Raw genomic sequence first — 18,621 nt, 5'->3', positions numbered from 1 at the left:
TGATAATATGCAGTTGATTGATAGCATTACTATCCGGTATTTCAGATCAGTATATACATTAACTCTTGACAATTGTAAGGATATAACAGTACTCGCAGGAAAAAACGATGTTGGAAAGTCCAATATTCTTAAAGCACTAAATTTGTTTTTCAATCAACAAACAGACTATTTACAACTATATAATTTTGTAGATGATTATTCTTTGGATCGAAAAGAAGATGTTCGCAAGGATACAATACGTGGTCAACAGTTTATTTCTATATCGGTACGTTTTAAACGCGGTGATATGATGCAGAACTCATTGCCCCCTACATTTACTGTTACAAAGAGATGGGACATGCATTCCATGGAACCTAAAACAACGTCAGACGTTCAGACTAGAATGCAGCAGTATGCGCGTAAGCAAGGTATAAAATATTCTGAAAAGACGACGACAACGTTCTTAAGTACTTTTCTAAATAGGATAAAATTTATATATATACCTGCAATTAAGGATGAACGCATATTTAGTTATGCGCTAAATGTATTACAAAATAGTCTGTTTGATTCAAAAAACAAACCAATACTTGACGCCCCAATTGATGCTGCAAACAAGGCAATTCAGAGTATTATTAAAGAGTTGCAAGATGATTTTTATACTGCGACGGGGATAAACAATTATGTTGAGATGCCGAATACTCTAAACTATGCAAAAGGATTGCTGCAGATAAATACAGAGGTAAAAACAAAAAATGCAAAAGGAACAGTAGCTATTGACAAAAGAGGAGATGGGATTAGAACACACTATATTCCCAAAATACTGAATTATGTGGCAACGAAATCGAAGAACAAGTACATTTGGGGATTTGAAGAACCTGAAAACTCATATGAGTATAGACGTTGTATTCAAGTTGCAGATGAATTTGAGAATTGTTACTGTAAGAATAGTCAGATATTTATTACAAGTCATTCCCCATCGTTCTTTAAAGAAAAGCCGAATATAAAAAGCATCAAAATAATAGGCTGTCAAGACGGCAGGACAGCGCTTCTAGACAAGAATACTGGGTTGGATGAAGAACTAGGATATATAGAATTATATAAACATTTTATTGATAAAGTTAGAGAGTTAGAAGATGAAAATGAGATAAAAGACGCAGAAATAGAAGGATTGAGAAGGAAACTGGTGAATATCACTGTTCCGACAATACTGACCGAGGGAAAGACAGACGCTGATTTACTCAAAATTGCAATACAAAAATTGGGAAAGACTTCCTTTGCCAATTGGAATATTCAGCCAATTGCGTGTGATAAAACATCAAACAATGATGTGTTGTTGAGGTATTTACGGGAATTACGAGACAACAAACAACACACATCTCCGATTATAGGCATGTTTGACAGAGATACAAAATTATTATCACAATCTGGAGATGAGCAATCAGATATACGACTAAAGGAATATGAAAAATTTATAGACAATGTATATGCTTTTGCTATTCCAGTTCCTCATAACAGAAGAGAAAAGGATCAAATATCAATAGAACATTATTTTACAGATAATGAAATAAAACTAGAATTAGATGGCAAAAGGTTGTTTATAGGAAACGAATTCCACAAGACAGGAATTCACATCGAGAAGCCATATCATTATAAGGATGGAGCAAAAGTAGCAAAAACCATAAAAATAATAGAACATGAATCAAATGCATATGTGACAAATCTAGATGGTACGGGGGATTATAGTATTTCAAAAGCTCGCTTTGTTGATGCAATTAAAGAAGATAGAGAAGGATTCAAGGATATATCATTTGCTGAGTTTGAAAAGATTTTTTCAGTGCTGGAGAAGATTAGTCAAGATTTTTGTTCATGAATAGAATAATTCAAATTGATTTATTTGAGGACGCTGTATATCAAGGAGGAAGCTAATGTTTAAGCTTTTTACAGAACGGAATAAAAAGCAAACAGAAGAAGTTGATGTATATACTTATGATAACTTTTCAGCGCCGTTTAGAAATCAAGTGTTTTATATTATCAAGGATATGATTAATGAAATAAATAAATACTATACTAGTGATAACATATGGATGGAAATACATAATAGGTTTTGCAGAGAAAAAGGGATAAAAAATATGGATGATGACCATAGCTTTTATCCTAGTAAAATTGAAAGTTATATTGATAAATCATCGGATGAAGATTTGTTGGATTTCATAGATTTTGCTTTTCATGTATCAGAGGTACTTGCAACTAATTTACACTATACGCAAACACAAGCATATGTGAAAAACTCTATTGCTGAATTGAACTATAGATTTCAACAACATAAATATGGGTATGAGTTTATTAGTGGGGAATTGATTCCCATTAATGATATGTTTATACATAAAGAGTATATTAAACCAGCATTGAATCTACTACATGCTAATGGATTCAAAGGAGCAGAAGAAGAGTATAAAAATGCATTTGAAGCTCTTAGAAATAGAGAAAATAAAGTGGCTATAATAGAGGCCGAGAAGGCTTTCGAAAGCACAATGAAAACCATTTGTTTGAAGAATAAATACGCGTTTGATCATGAAAGGGATTCGGCGAAGAAACTTATTGAAATATTGAAATCCAATTGCTTTTTTCCAGAATACACTGAAAGCCAGCTAAATGCTGTTGCTACAGCATTAGTCAGTGGTGCGCCAATGGTGCGAAACAGAACTTCAGGACATGGGCAAGGAGAAGAAGTAATAGACATACCAGATAGTTATGCTAAATATGTTATAGGATTAGTGGCGGTCAATATAGTATTCTTAGTTCAGCTCCATAAAGAAAAATGCTGATGTTGTTTCTTCTATCTATTTTATGAGGTGATACTGATATGAAAGTGACTTTTTTGATTGGAAATGGTTTCGATATTTCAATGGGGCTGAAAACGTCATATAGAGATTTTAAAGATTGGTATTGTGATCAACCATGTGACGATGCTACTATAATTGCTTTCAAAAAGCATATAAAAGACGATATGCTAACCAACGGTGAATACTGGTCGGATTTTGAAAAAGGTCTAGGGCAGTATACCACTGAATTTACTTTGGAGACTGTCCAAGACTTTATAAAGTGTTACAATGATGCACGTACTAAATTGTTGGAATATATAAGATTGGAAGAAGCTAGAATTGATTCGGAGACAATCAATCAAGAGTTACAAGGTTTTGTTAACGGATTGTCCGCATATTATTCTGAACTTCGCCCGAAAGAAAAAATACAAATTGAAAATATTTATCCAACAGGAATGAATGACAATATTGAAATCAATTTTATAACCTATAATTACACTAGTGTACTTGATAAATATGTCTCTAAATATGGCAAAAATGCAATACACACTTGGCGTGCTTCTGGTATTGATCGTCGGATGTTCATGAATAGAATAATACATATCCATGGAACAATGACTGAGTATCCTATCTTTGGCGTAAATGATGAAACCCAAATTGCAAATCAAGAATTATTGAAAAATCAACAATTTAGAAGCATCATGATTAAATCTGAAAGTATAAATGAGATAAGTGTATTGTGGTATGATGATGCAGAACAGATGATTATGAATAGTAACATAATTTGTCTATATGGTATGTCTATGGGGATTACAGATGCAAGATGGTTTAGCTCGCTAATGAAATGGCTAAAAAGCAGTCAAAATCATTTTCTTATTGATTATTGTTACAATAAGAATCCATCAAATATGATCTCCATTAATCGATGGTCTGAGTTAAAAGATGAAGAGAGAAAAAAACTAGCATCTTATTCAAAATATACTGAAACAGAGTTAACAAGCATTATTCCAAGAATTTTCATAATCGAAAACACAAAGAAAGTGTTTGTTCGAAAAAAGGAAGAGTAATATAAATTTGATGATAAACATAAGCTCTTGCCAGAGGTGATCCCATGACCAACTTTGATTTCCTCACAGCCAACCCAGGATTTGTTTCCTTCGCTGAGCCGGCCATTGCTGCTGAAAAGATCTATTCCATAGATCCTGCAGCCTGTGTGATGACATGTCGGCGGGCGATGGAGAATGCTGTCAAATGGATGTATTCTGTTGACAGTGCTCTTGCTATGCCTTGGGATGATAAGTTGGTCAGTTTGCTGAGTACAGAGGAATTCAGAGAGATCATAGATGATAACCTGTACCGTAGACTGGATTTCATCCGTAAGGTTGGAAACAGTGCCGCTCATGATACAAAGAAGATTACCAAAGAACAGGCAGCATTGTGCCTTCAGAATCTTTGGGTGTTCCTGGATTATGTAGCCTATTGCTATGGCGATAATTATACATCCGGCCAGTTTGATCTGGCTTTGCTGGAAGCACAGACTGCACCTGTAGCTGTATTGCCTCCGGAAACCGAAACCAAGCTGGAAGAACTGATCCAGGAGAACGCAAAGCTTCGGGAAGAACTGACAGCCAAACGAGAAGAACAACAGCAGACATATACGCCCAAGCCTCTTGAAATATCTGAATATAAGACTCGGAAGCTCTATATCGACGTTATGCTTCAGGACGCAGGCTGGACTAAGGGAAAAGACTGGCTGGACGAAGTGGAACTGCCTGGTATGCCCAACAAGAGCGAAGTGGGCTATGCGGATTATGTACTTTATGGGGATGATGGTAAGGCACTGGCTGTGATCGAAGCCAAACGCACTTGCGTTGATGTGGCAAAGGGACGCCAGCAGGCGAAACTGTATGCTGATTTGCTGGAGAAACAACATAATCGTAGGCCGGTTGTTTTCCTGACCAATGGTTTTGAAACCAGGATTGTAGACAACAAGTATCCGGAACGCAGGGTTGCCATGATTTACAGCAAGCGGGATCTGGAGAAACTGTTTAACCTGCAACGGATGCGTTTACCGCTGAACTATGTACAGGTAGATAAGAAGATCGCCGGACGCTATTATCAGGAAGAAGCAATCAAGGCTGTCTGTGAAAACTTTGATGAAAAGAACCGTAGGAAGGCTTTGCTGGTCATGGCTACCGGCAGCGGCAAAACCCGCACGGTGATTGCCCTGTGCAAAGTACTGCTTGAAAAAGGATGGGTGAAGAACATTCTTTTCCTGGCAGACCGTAACTCGCTGGTGATCCAGGCAAAACGGAATTTTGTCAATCTGATGCCTGATCTGTCCGTGGTGAATCTTTGTGAAGATAAAGAGAACTGTGATGCTCGCTGTGTTTTCTCGACTTATCAGACAATGTTCAACTGCATTGATACAATTCACGATGAACAGGGAGAAAAACTGTTCACCAGTGGGCATTTTGACCTGCTGATCTGTGATGAAGCACACCGTTCTATCTATAACAAGTACAGGGACATTTTTAACTACTTTGATGCTCCTTTGGTGGGCCTTACTGCTACACCTAAAGATGATATTGATAAAAACACTTATGATATCTTTGACCTTGAAAAAGGTGTGCCTACCTATGGATATGAACTGGCACAGGCTGTAAAAGACGGATATTTGGTGGACTTTATCAGTGTGGAAACAACACTGAAATTCATCCAGCAGGGTATTGTATATGATGAGCTGTCGGATGAAGATAAAGAAGCTTATGAAAATACTTTTGAGGACGAAAACGGTGATCTTCCTGAAAGCATCGAATCCTCTGCTCTGAACGAATGGATCTTCAATGAGGATACTATTCGCGAAGTACTGCGTATACTGATGGAAAATGGATTGAAGATCGATTACGGAAATAAGATCGGTAAGACCATTATCTTTGCAAAGAATCATACTCATGCGGAAAAAGTACTGGAAGTATTCGGCAAGAGTTATCCAAACCTGACGAATTACGCAAAGGTCATTGATAACTATATGACCTATGCTCAGAGCGCTATAGACGAATTCTCTGAACCCAACAAGCTCCCTCAGATTGCTATATCTGTGGATATGCTGGATACCGGTATCGATGTGCCGGAAGTGCTGAATCTGGTATTCTTCAAAAAGGTGATGAGTAAAGCTAAGTTCTGGCAGATGATTGGCCGCGGAACCAGGCTTTGTCCCGGGTTGATCGATGGGGAGGATAAGAGCAAGTTCTATATCTTTGACTTCTGCGGAAACTTTGAATTCTTCCGGATGAATAAAGGACGGCCGACAACCAATACCATGGCACTGGCGGGTGCGCTTTTCTTCTTGAAAGCCCAGATTGCTTATAAACTTCAGGATCTGGCTTATCAGACTGAACCGCTGATGACCTTCCGTGAAACACTGGTACAGGATATGCTGGAGAAAGACCAAGCACTGGATCGGCAGCACTTTGCAGTGCGGCAGCATCTGAAGGCAGTGGAACAGTATGGAGATCCGGTAAATTATGAAGCGTTGACCTATGAAAACACGCTGGATATAAAAGACGAACTGGCACCGTTGATTGAGCCGGAACAGGATGATCCCAAAGCCTTACGTTTTGATGCCTTGATGTATGGAATTGAATTGGCATACCTGATGGGAGAAAAATACTCCAGAGCCCGTCATGATCTGCTAAACAAGGTTTCAGCTATTGCGGGTGTTGCAAACATCCCGGAGATTATGGCTCAGAGTGATCTGATTAACAAGATCCTACATACCGACTACCTGGACAATGCGGGAATTAATGAGTTTGAGCATATCCGGGAGAGCCTTCGTGATCTGATCAAGTATATTCCTGTAGAGAAGATCATCTACCAAACGAATTTCGATGATGAAGTACTAGCTATAGACTGGAAACAGTCTGAACTGGAAAGCGATGACCTGAAAAATTATAAAGCCAAAGCAGAGTTCTATGTTCGTCAACACCAGGATCAGGAGGTCATTGCAAAACTGAAGGGTAATATTCCGCTGACAGAGCAGGACGTTTCAGAACTGGAGCGAATCCTGTGGAGCGAGATCGGCAGCAAGCAGGATTATGAGAGAGAAATTGGTTCTGTACCATTGGGCGAGTTTGTCCGCGGTATTGTTGGCCTGGATATGAATGCAGCTAAAACAGCTTTTGCAGAATATCTGGGTAACACACAGCTGGACAGCAGACAGATCTACTTTGTGAACCAGATTGTAGAGTATATCGTGCATAATGGTATGCTGAAGGACTTCTCTGTATTGCAGGATCCTCCGTTTACTGATCAGGGAAGTATTGTGGATGTGTTTGATATGGAAATGTGGGCTGGAATAAAGAAGACCATTGATCAGATTAATGCAAATGCTTTGGGTGCGTAAAAGGTAATTGAAAGGTTTGTGATGATATTGAATTCAAACAATTACGAAGCACTTGTGGGAATAGTAAAGGCTTTAGAAGATTTACCGATATTTAAAAGCATACAATCTATTGATGTTCAACAAATTGGACAAGCATTGATAACGCTTTTTCAACCCTATAAAGAAATATCAGAAACGATAAAAGCTAACATAGATTATTATTTGCCGGCCTTAGAAAAGCTATGCGAGATTTCTGCAACACATAAAGCGGTTAATAATCTGGGGCAAAATCAATATGTGCTGAGGAAGAAAGTTTCTATAGAATTGGTTGAAGAGGTAAACACGGCAGGTAAGTCTTATGTGATTGATGGCGCAATTGAAAAGTACATAGAGAATGATGACTTTGTAAAAGAAACGATAGATTTAATCCGAAATGGGATGGCACATAATCTAACTTTTGAACAGGGTGTATCTGCTTTATATCGAAATGAATATAATTCTGCAATATTGACATTTACAATAGTGTTGGATAGGATGCTATCCGAAGGATCAGAACAAATTAAGAATGTGCATATTAAACCACGCGTGGAAGCAATACATCAAAGAATCAAAGAGAGAGGCGACTTTTATATAGACGATCTCGAAGCAGAAGATTATGTTTTGTTATTAACATATAAAGACGCTCTTGATTCATTTGGCAGTGATAGTGATTTCAAAAAAGAAGAACCAGAGTTATTAAATCGTCACTGGATAGTACACGGACGAAGCAATAGAGAATATACACGCTTAGATTGTATAAAGGTATTGAATATGATCTATGGGACAATACGTATGACCGAACTGGGTAAAAGAGACCACGAAGATTCAAACTCAACAGATAATCATAATGTTGATAGCGGAATCGAACAAATAAATGAGTAATAAGTTATAGGAAATCGTCGCATTGAAACGACGATTTCTTTATATATTTATGAAAAACCTTTATTGATACATTGTTGTATGATATGATGAATAAAACCAACTAGAAACTATGTAGAAGTAAAGAAGAAACGCCTTTAGATAACAGATCATACCATGGCGAGAGGGGAATCTCTATGAGGAAACTCTTAATCAGTTTGGGTATCATTATACTGTGTATTGCTATAGCTTCTTGTACATTGGCTGGAGGCTTTTCAAGTGATGCGGACGCAATCGAGAAAGCTGCTAAATCTGTGTTAAAAATATATGTTTATGAGAGCATGTTTGATGAAGAACCGTTTGCAACGGGTAGTGGGTTTGTTGCCTTTGATAGTTCAACACTTATAACAAATTACCATGTAATTGATGGCGCGAGAGTTGTTATTGCGTCAGATGATGATGACAATACATATGAATTGGACAAAGTTTTATGCGCAGATGAAAACTCGGATATAGCGATTTTGCGTTTCTCTGAGAAAACAAAACTGAAAGCACTGGAGTTGTATCCGGATGATCAATTAAAACGAGGTTCTCCAGTGGTAGCTATTGGCAGTCCTAAAGGATTGAAGAACACTGTATCAACAGGCATTGTCAGTTATCAGTTTGTTACAGAAGGAATACCTGAGATACAGATTACTGCACCGATTTCGCCTGGAAGCAGCGGAGGTGCTTTATTTAATGATGATGGAAAAGTAATAGGTGTAACATCGGCAATATATAAAAGCAAAGACGAGTACGGAGAGAGTACAGACGCTCAGAATCTTAATTTTGCTGTGAATATTGCTGTGGCACAGGCTATGTATAATGCCTGGGATGGTAAAGAATATACATTTCGTGATCATAAACACACCGCCAAAATGGATTTTTCAGGTGTGTATAAGCATGATAACATTGCTGCTACTGAGTCAACAGATAAAGAAGTGACGTCTCAGAAATCTTCTTCAACGACAGAAACATGGATTTGCTTGAATTGTGGAAAAGAGAATACAACCAGATACTGCCAGGAATGTGGAGCTGAAAAACCATATTGGATATGCGTATGCGGCAAGATCAATAGCAGCAACAAATTCTGTGGAGAGTGTGGTCAGAACCATATACAATTAATTGAATCACTTAATGTGGCAATTGAAAAAGAATCAGAAAATGATTATGCCGGAGCTATAACAATTCTGGAAGCACTTGGATCATATAACAGCGGTTCATATAAAACCAATGCAGGAGATCATGTGGAGGCAAAATCCCGAATAAGCAAATGTTATTATGAACAGGGTATTTATTTACAAGACAATAATGGAGATCACGATGACATAGTCAAAGCCTTTACAATGGCAGGGGATTACAGTGATGCAAAAGAGCAGATTAAAGGAGAGAACACCCGTTATTTAAAAGCATTTTATGATGAGGGTGTTAAACTCCTCAATGATGGGGAATTTGACAGAGCAGTGGAAGCATTCCAGAACGCTGGATCGTACTCGGATGCAACTGAGCAGATAAAAGCAGTATACTATGCTAAAGGACTAAGCTTGTTGAATGAGCAGGATTACACACAATGCAGAAAAACATTGGACAAGGTAGGGGATTATCAGGATGCAAGTACTATTATCCTAAGATCATATTATGAAGAAGCAGAGATGGCTATAGAGAATGGTGAAAAAGATAATGCTAAGAAGCTGTTTTCTAAAGCTGGAGACTATAAAGATGCAAAAGATAGAATCAAATCTATTGAGGAAGAAGAAAAGGACAAGGTTTACCTTGCGGCTAAAGAAGCATTTGATAATAATGATTTCGAAAAAGCAATAAAACTATATAAGCAGATTTCTGGATTCGGTGATGCAGATGAAATGGTTGTTAAGGCAAGCGTTGCAGAGATACAGTACAAATATGAAAGTATTTATACAAACCCTGAAGCAATGTCAGAGAAAAAATGTACGGATTTAGAAAGTCTTCTCGTAAAGCTTGATGCATATAAGTCTAATTCTAATGCAATAGAGTTGTATAAGAAAATATGCTATGCAATAGCACAGTTTAAGCAGAAAAGCAATTTGACTGTAGCAATAAAATACTATCAAATGGCTGAAGATTATCTTGATTCTGAAGAGCAATTGTTGAATGTAAAAAAACAACGGATAGATCAGTTGGTAAAACAAGGGAATATCGCAACAGTAATACAATATTATGCAGATGAATTTGGACAGTATGAATTGATAAAACCAGAAAGTCAAGGAGATCATGTAGAAGAAATATTGGTATATATAAAACTTCTTGGTATCAAAACAAAAGGGAAAATTGATACTAAAATCTACAAAGAAGAGTACATCCCATATGTACAAACAATAGAAGAACATTTTGGATTTAATAACGACGGTTTTATTACAATAGATGAATATATGGAATTATCAGATGCTATATGTACGGGAGATGATAGCAGTAACGTTCAGGCATTACTGGAGAAACTTACGGATCTTTCATTTATTCAGAAACTAACAGAGAAGCATAGTGTATATGAAAATAAATATACAAACAGTATAAAGAAAGCGGAAAAAGCTCTTGGATTGCGGGAAGATGGTATTATTACTAAAGATGAATATAATGCCATCATCTCTTTAAACGTTGAAAAACCAGAGAAACCTCGCAATCTGAAGATGTCAGTAAAAAACGATACTGTAACAATCACTTGGTCAAAGGTAAAAGGAGCAATTAACTATGAAGTGTGGCGAGGTTCAATTCTTTTAGGGACAACCACACAATCCAAATGGGTAGATAAAGAAGTTGAAACTGGCAATTATTATACTTATAAAGTTATAGCAAAGAAATATACAGTTGAAAGTAATGCAAATCTAGTGAGCCAATATGTATCTCCGTATTATAAACCCATAAGTATTTCAATACTTAATGGAAGCAAGAATTTTTATAAAGGAAAATATGTAAAATTAAGCGGGTTGAAGATTGGTAACTGGACAATTGATATAGGAGATGGTAATTTTCAAAATACTTTAATCGCAAAGAGTTTGGCACAGAACAATGATAATTGTGATGTGTATTTGTTGTGTTATTCAGGTAACTCTTATGTTGAGATTGTCCTGGAAGATTATAAGAGTTGGGGATGGGACAATAAAACACAGGACTTACTAGGAATGATTAATAGAATATCCAGCATAACAGTAGAAGGCCAGGTTAATGAAGAATACTCCTCTTGGGGTGTGTTAGATGGGGTGCCTTCAGTGATTATTAGTCGAATAAATTGGTATTACTAAAATATATGGGAGGATAATAGGATACAGTATTATCTCTCGACACACCACCATCTCTCCAGCTATAATGTCTCCAGAATTGTTTCACATCTTACCCAGGAGGCTAGCTATGAAAAAATGCACAGCCTGTGGTGCGACGTTTGACGATACCAGCAAATTCTGCCCTTATTGCGGAACGGAGTACGGGCCGGAGGAACGTCCTGCCGGAAACAGTGAAGAATCCGGCGGGCAGCCGGAGCAACCGAAGAAGGAAAAGAAGATAATAAACAATACACAAGGGATGATGCTATGGCATAAGATTGTATTGTTCCTTGTGGGGATAAGGGCTGTACGCTGCCTGATCAGGGGCCTTTCCATACTGAGAGGTTATGTTGACTCAGATGTACCTGAAAGTATGGTTCCAGTGAGGAATCTGTTTCTTGGTATTGGGATAGAGAATATAGCCATTGGCGTTTTCGCAGTGATCTGTTTATACCGGCTGGGAAAGTATATGAGAAGCGGTCCCGGATCTGTGAAGATACTGTACGGGATGAGTATTGCAGGATCTTTGATCCTTACGATGTGGCTGGTTTCCATATCACCGAATGCTGATCTGTCGATGACGGGAATAGCTGATTCTTTTTTGCCTGATATTCTGATGCTGGTTGTCAACAGCATTTACTATAGCAAACACAAGGATATATTTGTGAACTGAGAGGATCTATAACCATGGTTGGAAAGTATAAAGTGATTACCCTCTGTGGAAGTACCCGCTTCAAGGATGAATTCATGGAAGCCCAGAAACGGCTGACCCTGGAAGGGAATATTGTTATCAGCGTAGGCATGTTCGGACACTCCGGGGATAATGAGGTCTGGACAGAAGGCACCAAGGAAATGCTGGATGATATGCATAAGCGGAAGATCGACATGGCGGATGAGATTTATGTGATTAACGTAGGGGGATATATCGGAAGCAGCACCAGGTCGGAGATTGAGTACGCGAAGAAGACGGGAAAAAAGGTAAGATACCTGGAAGAAACCAATTAATACTTAAAACTTAAAACTGAAAACTGAAAAATAAAGCGTCCTTCGGACGTAGTAAGGGATTCCTCCACTCCCTTCGGTCGGTCGGAATGACACCATCGCGGAAACATATCGCATTGGTTGAGATGACAGGGTGGACGCTCCGGCGGGGCGATTTTGATACTTCACTATAATTCCATAAAAATCACTTGAACGGTATCCTTGCCATGTGATAATGTTAGTATGTGAAGCGACTGTGGGCAGAAAGTGATAATTCTCTAAATCGTATAGTAATGTATAGTAACGTGTAGTTGCGTAAAGTGGTTTTGCGTGATAGCATTAAGATGCGAAGTGACTGTGGACAGAAAGTGTCTGCAGTTTTTTTGTGCCTGCGGCACTGAGTAAGGGACTCTTCCATTTCGCTGACGCTACAGTCGGAATGACATTATCGCAACGGCGGGGAGATCCATTCGACGCGGCCTGCGGCCTTGCTCAGGATGACATCATGCAGGTTAAGATGTTCCTTGCAACGGGAGCAAAGTATGATTCGGGAAAATGACGAAAGGTAAAGCACTCAAACACTAAACACTAAAAACACTCGAATTTACAGGATTGTTACTCGACACCCGCGGAGTGGCAAGTTATAATGTCACCAGAGTGTTCAAGCTGAGTCAGGAGGCCCGGAGATGAAAAACTGTACAAGCTGCGGCGCACCCGTCAAGGGAAGCAGTAAAGTCTGCCCGTACTGCGACACTGTGCTTCAGGATGAAAGCGGTGAAGGGATCACTGTGTCTGAAGCCAAGGCAGCAGAGTATCCGATGAAATGGCATAGTATCGTGCTGGCACTCCTGATCATCGGGGCGGTTTTAAATGTCCTGATAGGCATCGTTTTTATCATGAGAGAGAACGTGCTGACACCTCGCGGACTGATGGATATCACAGAATATAAGAACAAGTATTCTGAACTGGTGAATAGCTACCGGTTTATGAATGTGACACGCATTGCTATGGGCGTATTTCAGGTCATCGTATGGAAACGGCTGAAGGGATATAGGTCGAACGGACCAGTTTCCCTGAAGGTCATGTATGTGCTGGGAATTGTCCTCAACATCGTTAATTTGAGCTGGATGTCTTCTGCTATGAACACGAATATGTTCAATGTCTGGAACTGCTGTTATATCATCGGATTGGTTGTGATGCTGATCATCAACAGCTCATATTACGCCAAACGCAGTGAACTGTTTGTCAATTAAGTCCAGAATCAAGGGAAGAGGGCAGCGGAAATGAAAAAGTGTGCAGGATGCGGCGCGGAGTTTGACGACACCAGCAAGTACTGTCCTAACTGCGGGGCGGAATACGGAGAGACGGCAGCGGCATATCAGCCCAGTATTGCGGAAGAATACCGCTGGCATCCGGAAAGGCCGAAGAAGGCAGAGAAGGTTATCAACAGCGAACAGGGGATGATCTGGCACAGGGTTCTGCTCTTCTTCCTGATCGTGAATGCCATCTGGAGCATTATCACCGGCATCGGATATATGAACCGGTATCGTGATCCGGAATGGATTGCTTTCTTCAAAACGGTTAAGGGACTACAGACCTATACTGTTTTCTGCGGCGTGGCGCAGATTGCCATCGGGGTATTTGCGATCACGGTGTATAACAGGCTGCGGAGATACAAGAAAGAGGGTCCTTCTTCCCTGAAAGTGATGTATATCATCTGCATCATTGTGCCCATGGTTCTGCAGGTCTGGCAGGGAAGGATTCTCCCGCAGTCGAAAATTGACAGGCTTACGCTCCTGGATATCATGAAGAACATCATGATGCTGGGGATCAACAGCACCTATTATGCCAGACGCAAGAACCTGTTTGTGAACTGAGAGGAACAAGGAATATGCGGATTCGCGCGACACGTTCCAGCGTGTGCCTGGGAGATGACTTCGCCGGACCGGAGGAAAAGGATCTGGTTCTGGACGAACAGGCGCGTCTTTCGGACCTGATGAAGCAGCTGGCCGGATATGTGCCGTATTTCGGCAATGTGGTATGGAGTATTCGGTGCGGTGATAAGGTCATCGGCTACCTGTACAGTCCCGGGGAAAAGGCGGCATACCGGTATAAGCTGACAGCAGGGAATAAGCGGGTGTCTGAGCTGGGAGACGAAACTGTTTTCTGCAGGTATTACTCCGGCGAAGATGTCCGGATCAGGAAGATAAAGGTCTTTTCCCTTCCGGGAACGGTAAACCTGAAAAAGATCATGCTGTACGAGGAACAGATGAGAAAGGAAGGCTTGCTCTTCTGACGGCGGCAGCAACAACAGAGAAAGCAAAAGAAAAGAGGCAATCAATCCATGAGCAGTGTGAAAGAACGGTTTTTAAGATATGTGCAGGTGGAAACTACCAGCTGTGAGGCCAATGAGTGCTGCCCTTCCACACCGGGACAGAAGGTGCTGGGAGAAATGCTGGTAAAGGAAATGCAGGCAATGGGCGTAAGTGGAGCCCGGATGGATGAGCACGGCTATGTGTACGGATTCATCCCCGCAAAGGGAAAGACGGACGCGCTGGCCATCGGGCTGATCGCCCATATGGACACATCAGACGCAGTGCCCGGAAAGACTGTGCCCCAGGTGATTGAGAACTACGACGGCAGCGTGATCCGCCTGAAGAACGGGGTGGAGATCAGCGGCTTCAGCTTCCTGGAAAGCCTGAAAGGCCAGGATCTGATCGTGACTTCCGGGGATTCCGTGCTGGGAGCGGATGACAAGGCCGGGGTTGCGGAAATCATGACCCTGTGTGAAAAGATGCTGGCGCCGGACGCGCCGGATCACGGGAAGATCTGCGTGGCATTCACGCCGGACGAGGAGATCGGCCGGGGCGCGGACCTGTTTGATATTCCCGGCTTTGGGGCGGAGTTCGCCTATACGGTGGACGGCGGCGCCCTGGGCGAACTGGAATATGAGTGCTTCAACGCCGCATCCTGCAAGGTAACGGTGAAGGGTGTGAATATCCATCCCGGCAGCGCGAAGAACCAGATGATCAACGCGTCCCTGGTGGCGATGGAGTTTGCCGGCATGCTGCCGCCCTGGGAGCGGCCGGAGCATACCGAAGGGTATGAAGGGTTCTATCACCTGATGGAAATGAGCGGCAATGAGGAAGCCGCGGAACTGAAGTACATCCTGCGGGATCATGACATTCGCAAGCTGGAAGGCCGCAAGCAGATGATGAACACTGCCTGCGAAGTGCTCAATAAGAAGTACGGGGACGGAACGGTCTCGGTTGAACTGAGGGATTCCTACCGGAACATGAAGGAGATTGTGGAGCAGCATCCGGAAATCCTGGAGCGGGCAAAAGCGGCTTTCCTGGACAACGGTGTGGAACCCATTGTGAAGGCCATTCGGGGTGGAACGGATGGCGCCCAGTTGTCCTTCCGGGGACTGCCGTGTCCCAACCTGTCCACCGGCGGATACAATTTCCACGGAAGGAAAGAACTGATACCGGTGCAGGCGATGGAAAAGATGACGGAAGTACTGGTAACACTCGTGAGTGTGAAATGAAATAATGGCAGCAAGCCAATATGACAGTTACTGTGACTACGGAGGGTTAACGTGTCTGAGAACGGAAAAAGGTCCAACTTTGAACTCCTGGATGAGATGGAGCAGAAACAGCAGCTGACGTTTAAGGATGAAACCTTTGTTGATCCGCAGCCGGATGGAATAAGATATGCCAGGAAATGGCGCTGGATCAGGCCTGACGCAAAGCTGACTTTTCCGGTAGTGGTGCTGATTGCCTGGTTTGTTCTGTGGCTGACAGGCTATATCCCGGGGCTTTCCTGGCTGGGTGACATTTGCATGGTGGTTATGGGCATAGGCATTGTGGGAAGTATCTGGGAGATCTGGTTTAAGAAGAAAGGTGAATGACGTATGCAGAACTATGACAATTTCTCTATGGAGAGGGACAAGATCAGAAAAAGAGGGAGAACCAACCTGCGGGTGATCATATTCGTCCTTGCGGTTGTTATCCTGGGCGGAGCGCTGATCCGGAATGAAACACAGGAAACTGAACGGAAGGTGGCACTGGACGGAGAAGTGCTGCTGAACGGAGATATCAGTTTTGAAGAAGCGGACGCGAAACTGAGGGAAGCCGGGTTTGTGCCCGTGGAAAGCGACGTTTCCCCGGAAGATGCGCAGGTACAGCGGTACGAGGGCCGGAAAGTATACGGCCATAAGGCGGATATCAGCTTACTGGGGTATACTGCTCTTGGTAAAAAGAGCAATATGCTGGCGATTATCCACTGTTTCACGGAAGACCCGTTGACAAACATGGAGAACCCCGGAAAGAGCTTTACCGACGTCCGGGAGAAACTGACGCAAAGCCTGGGAAAGGAACCGACAGAGGAAGAAGGCTTTCTGTACTGGGAACTGAAAGGCAGATCAACGGTAATCATGGGCTATATGCAGAATGGGCTCTGGGAACTGATGTACTCCTATACCAAGTGACCGGCACAGCAGGAAGAATATGGAAAAAGAATCCTGAGAAAGGATTCTTTTTTTGAATTTACATGGCTGTTACATCACAGTGATGACATTGAAACAGGAGGCAGATTATCATGAGAGTATCATAACAGAAGGACAGGTGAAGGCATGCGAAGGAATGACGATCCCGTAAAGACAAACACACGCCGGGAAACAGGCAAGGCGCTGATACTGGCGGCGGTGTTTGTCCTGATCATATGCTTCGCCTGGATGACATACAGGTGGTGCACGCAGAGGCATGAGGCGCTGCCCGGAGAAGTGATCCTGAATGGGCGTATGAGCTTTCAAAGGGCGGATGAGAAACTGAAGGACGCCGGGTTTAAACCAATGGGGTTAAGCCGGCAGTATAAGGATGTGACGAATCAGTATTACGAGGGCGTGGATGTCTGCGGCTATACAACGGAGTACAGTTATCTGTCGGAAACCAAGAACCCGGAAAACCGAAGCCTGCAGATTGTGCACGTGTTCAAGGATACGGAATCATCCAACCTGGATAACCCGGGAGAGATCTGCAAGACGGTTGTGGAAGAACTGACAAAGATCATCGGCAAAGAACCGGAGGAAGGGAAAGACGGTTACGGAACGGAGAAGTACCTGTTCTGGACGCTGAAGGCCAGTACCGAAGCTGTGGTGCTGTATATGGGAGACAAGAACCTGATGCTGATGTACGTTTATAATAAATAAACGAACTTAAAACTTAAGACTTAAAACTAGATCCTTCGGCTGCGCTCCCTTCGTACCCCTTGCTCAGGATGACATTTTTATCGGAAATCATTCATAAAAAAATGAATGATGTGGTAGCTACGGCGAGGGAAATGTGATTTGCGTAAATACTGAACGGAGAATGAAGATGATTATGAAGTCTGGGGTGCTAAAGTCTGTGGCAATTGTGCTGGCGTGTGTGGTGGTTTATGTTGTCATCGGGAAGGCCATCGGTGCCGCGATGGACGGAATGCAGGTTGTGATGTAAAAGGATGTTGCCTTGCGGCAAGCATGAAAGATATAATGGCGCCAGTAAGGTGACAGATACGGAAGGGCAGCATAATGGACAACAGAACGGACGAAAAATGGTACAACAAAGAGTACGGAATGGATATCAAAAAGGTCCTCATTTTTGTTGGCATTGTTTTGATCATAGCTGCAGCATTCTATACATATGGTGCATTGAACAGTGAACGGCGTGTGCCGGTATTGCCCGGGGAAGTAATTCTGCATGGGAATACATCATTTCAATATGCGGATGAAAAAGTGCAGAAAGCAGGATATATTCCAACAGGTGAAGTTACCAAGGTTGGAGTGGCAACATGTCAAATGTATAAAAGCAGCGAAGCCTTTGGGTATAAAACCAAAGGAAGCGAACTGATCGTTGTGGCATATGGCCGCACTTGCTTTATGCATTATTTCACAGATGACAGTTTTAGTAATAACACAGAGAATCCGGGAACAACTTTTAATACGATCCAGGAGGAACTGACCAGCAAAATCGGAGAGGCTCCGATCGTGGAGGAATCAGAACTTCACGGAAAAGTGTGGAAATGGGATTTACGGAACAAAACAGAAGTGGATTTGTTTTATATAAACGACGGTGTTGTGCTGGTTATGTATATCTATAAGGAAAGTTGACAAGAAGTATCAGGCATAGCACTTGCTTTCGGCGTGATGAAAGATCACGCCGATTTTTAGTTCATCAAAATGAAAAAG

Annotated in this window: 16 protein-coding genes; all 16 read left to right on the top strand. The window is 41.7% G+C overall.

What is annotated here, in order from left to right; translation table 11 throughout:
* The first annotated feature begins 7 nt into the window (after positions 1–7).
* Positions 8–1,849: an AAA family ATPase gene (locus JRC49_01815; protein QTE71590.1), complete on the top strand. Its 1,842-nt coding sequence runs from the start codon at positions 8–10 to the stop codon at positions 1,847–1,849.
* A gap of 55 nt (positions 1,850–1,904) precedes the next feature.
* Positions 1,905–2,804, top strand: coding sequence for a hypothetical protein (locus JRC49_01810; GenBank protein QTE71589.1), 900 nt, complete (start codon positions 1,905–1,907; stop codon positions 2,802–2,804).
* A gap of 38 nt (positions 2,805–2,842) precedes the next feature.
* Positions 2,843–3,868 carry a hypothetical protein gene (locus JRC49_01805; protein ID QTE71588.1) on the top strand — a complete coding sequence of 342 codons (1,026 nt, stop codon included), beginning with the start codon at positions 2,843–2,845 and terminating at the stop codon, positions 3,866–3,868.
* A gap of 44 nt (positions 3,869–3,912) precedes the next feature.
* A complete protein-coding gene (locus tag JRC49_01800) occupies positions 3,913–7,206 on the top strand; it encodes a DEAD/DEAH box helicase family protein (protein QTE71587.1) in 3,294 nt (1,097 codons plus the stop codon).
* Positions 7,207–7,260: 54 nt separating this feature from the next.
* Positions 7,261–8,106: a hypothetical protein gene (locus tag JRC49_01795; GenBank protein QTE71586.1), complete on the top strand. Its 846-nt coding sequence runs from the start codon at positions 7,261–7,263 to the stop codon at positions 8,104–8,106.
* 173 nt (positions 8,107–8,279) lie between these two features.
* Positions 8,280–11,396 carry a trypsin-like peptidase domain-containing protein gene (locus JRC49_01790; protein ID QTE71585.1) on the top strand — a complete coding sequence of 1,039 codons (3,117 nt, stop codon included), beginning with the start codon at positions 8,280–8,282 and terminating at the stop codon, positions 11,394–11,396.
* 106 nt (positions 11,397–11,502) lie between these two features.
* Complete coding sequence (locus JRC49_01785) at positions 11,503–12,087, top strand: zinc ribbon domain-containing protein (protein QTE71584.1); 585 nt, start codon at positions 11,503–11,505, stop codon at positions 12,085–12,087.
* A gap of 14 nt (positions 12,088–12,101) precedes the next feature.
* On the top strand, positions 12,102–12,419 hold the full coding sequence (locus JRC49_01780) for a hypothetical protein (GenBank protein QTE71583.1): 318 nt from the start codon (positions 12,102–12,104) through the stop codon (positions 12,417–12,419).
* A 662-nt stretch (positions 12,420–13,081) separates the two neighbouring features.
* Positions 13,082–13,648, top strand: coding sequence for a zinc ribbon domain-containing protein (locus JRC49_01775; GenBank protein ID QTE71582.1), 567 nt, complete (start codon positions 13,082–13,084; stop codon positions 13,646–13,648).
* Between the two features lie 30 nt (positions 13,649–13,678).
* Positions 13,679–14,272 carry a hypothetical protein gene (locus JRC49_01770; GenBank protein ID QTE71581.1) on the top strand — a complete coding sequence of 198 codons (594 nt, stop codon included), beginning with the start codon at positions 13,679–13,681 and terminating at the stop codon, positions 14,270–14,272.
* 14 nt (positions 14,273–14,286) lie between these two features.
* Positions 14,287–14,691, top strand: a complete 405-nt coding sequence (locus tag JRC49_01765) for a hypothetical protein (GenBank protein QTE71580.1) — start codon at positions 14,287–14,289, stop codon at positions 14,689–14,691.
* A gap of 48 nt (positions 14,692–14,739) precedes the next feature.
* Positions 14,740–15,942, top strand: coding sequence for a peptidase T (gene pepT, locus JRC49_01760; protein QTE71579.1), 1,203 nt, complete (start codon positions 14,740–14,742; stop codon positions 15,940–15,942).
* Between the two features lie 51 nt (positions 15,943–15,993).
* Entirely contained in the window at positions 15,994–16,305 is a 312-nt protein-coding gene (locus JRC49_01755) for a hypothetical protein (protein ID QTE71578.1), read from the top strand.
* 3 nt (positions 16,306–16,308) lie between these two features.
* Positions 16,309–16,884 (top strand): hypothetical protein, encoded by a 576-nt coding sequence (locus JRC49_01750; protein QTE71577.1) that lies wholly within the window; start codon positions 16,309–16,311, stop codon positions 16,882–16,884.
* Between the two features lie 144 nt (positions 16,885–17,028).
* Positions 17,029–17,604: a hypothetical protein gene (locus JRC49_01745; protein ID QTE71576.1), complete on the top strand. Its 576-nt coding sequence runs from the start codon at positions 17,029–17,031 to the stop codon at positions 17,602–17,604.
* A gap of 360 nt (positions 17,605–17,964) precedes the next feature.
* On the top strand, positions 17,965–18,543 hold the full coding sequence (locus JRC49_01740) for a hypothetical protein (GenBank protein ID QTE71575.1): 579 nt from the start codon (positions 17,965–17,967) through the stop codon (positions 18,541–18,543).
* The last annotated feature ends 78 nt before the right edge of the window (positions 18,544–18,621 follow it).

This window comes from Clostridiales bacterium FE2011 (assembly GCA_017569305.1).
In the GTDB taxonomy this organism is placed as follows: domain Bacteria; phylum Bacillota; class Clostridia; order Christensenellales; family Aristaeellaceae; genus Aristaeella.
The sequence above is the reverse complement of the archived record's forward strand: the minus strand, read 5'-3'. Positions and strand labels throughout refer to the sequence as shown.

Bases quoted from the DNA above. Each gene is read 5' to 3' on its own strand.
- JRC49_01815 (QTE71590.1), top strand. From the start codon at position 8: ATGCAGTTGATTGATAGCATTACTATCCGGTATTTCAGATCAGTATAT.
- JRC49_01810 (QTE71589.1), top strand. From the start codon at position 1,905: ATGTTTAAGCTTTTTACAGAACGGAATAAAAAGCAAACAGAAGAAGTT.
- JRC49_01805 (QTE71588.1), top strand. From the start codon at position 2,843: ATGAAAGTGACTTTTTTGATTGGAAATGGTTTCGATATTTCAATGGGG.
- JRC49_01800 (QTE71587.1), top strand. From the start codon at position 3,913: ATGACCAACTTTGATTTCCTCACAGCCAACCCAGGATTTGTTTCCTTC.
- JRC49_01790 (QTE71585.1), top strand. From the start codon at position 8,280: ATGAGGAAACTCTTAATCAGTTTGGGTATCATTATACTGTGTATTGCT.
- JRC49_01785 (QTE71584.1), top strand. From the start codon at position 11,503: ATGAAAAAATGCACAGCCTGTGGTGCGACGTTTGACGATACCAGCAAA.
- JRC49_01780 (QTE71583.1), top strand. From the start codon at position 12,102: ATGGTTGGAAAGTATAAAGTGATTACCCTCTGTGGAAGTACCCGCTTC.
- JRC49_01775 (QTE71582.1), top strand. From the start codon at position 13,082: ATGAAAAACTGTACAAGCTGCGGCGCACCCGTCAAGGGAAGCAGTAAA.
- JRC49_01770 (QTE71581.1), top strand. From the start codon at position 13,679: ATGAAAAAGTGTGCAGGATGCGGCGCGGAGTTTGACGACACCAGCAAG.
- JRC49_01765 (QTE71580.1), top strand. From the start codon at position 14,287: ATGCGGATTCGCGCGACACGTTCCAGCGTGTGCCTGGGAGATGACTTC.
- pepT (QTE71579.1), top strand. From the start codon at position 14,740: ATGAGCAGTGTGAAAGAACGGTTTTTAAGATATGTGCAGGTGGAAACT.
- JRC49_01750 (QTE71577.1), top strand. From the start codon at position 16,309: ATGCAGAACTATGACAATTTCTCTATGGAGAGGGACAAGATCAGAAAA.
- JRC49_01745 (QTE71576.1), top strand. From the start codon at position 17,029: ATGCGAAGGAATGACGATCCCGTAAAGACAAACACACGCCGGGAAACA.
- JRC49_01740 (QTE71575.1), top strand. From the start codon at position 17,965: ATGGACAACAGAACGGACGAAAAATGGTACAACAAAGAGTACGGAATG.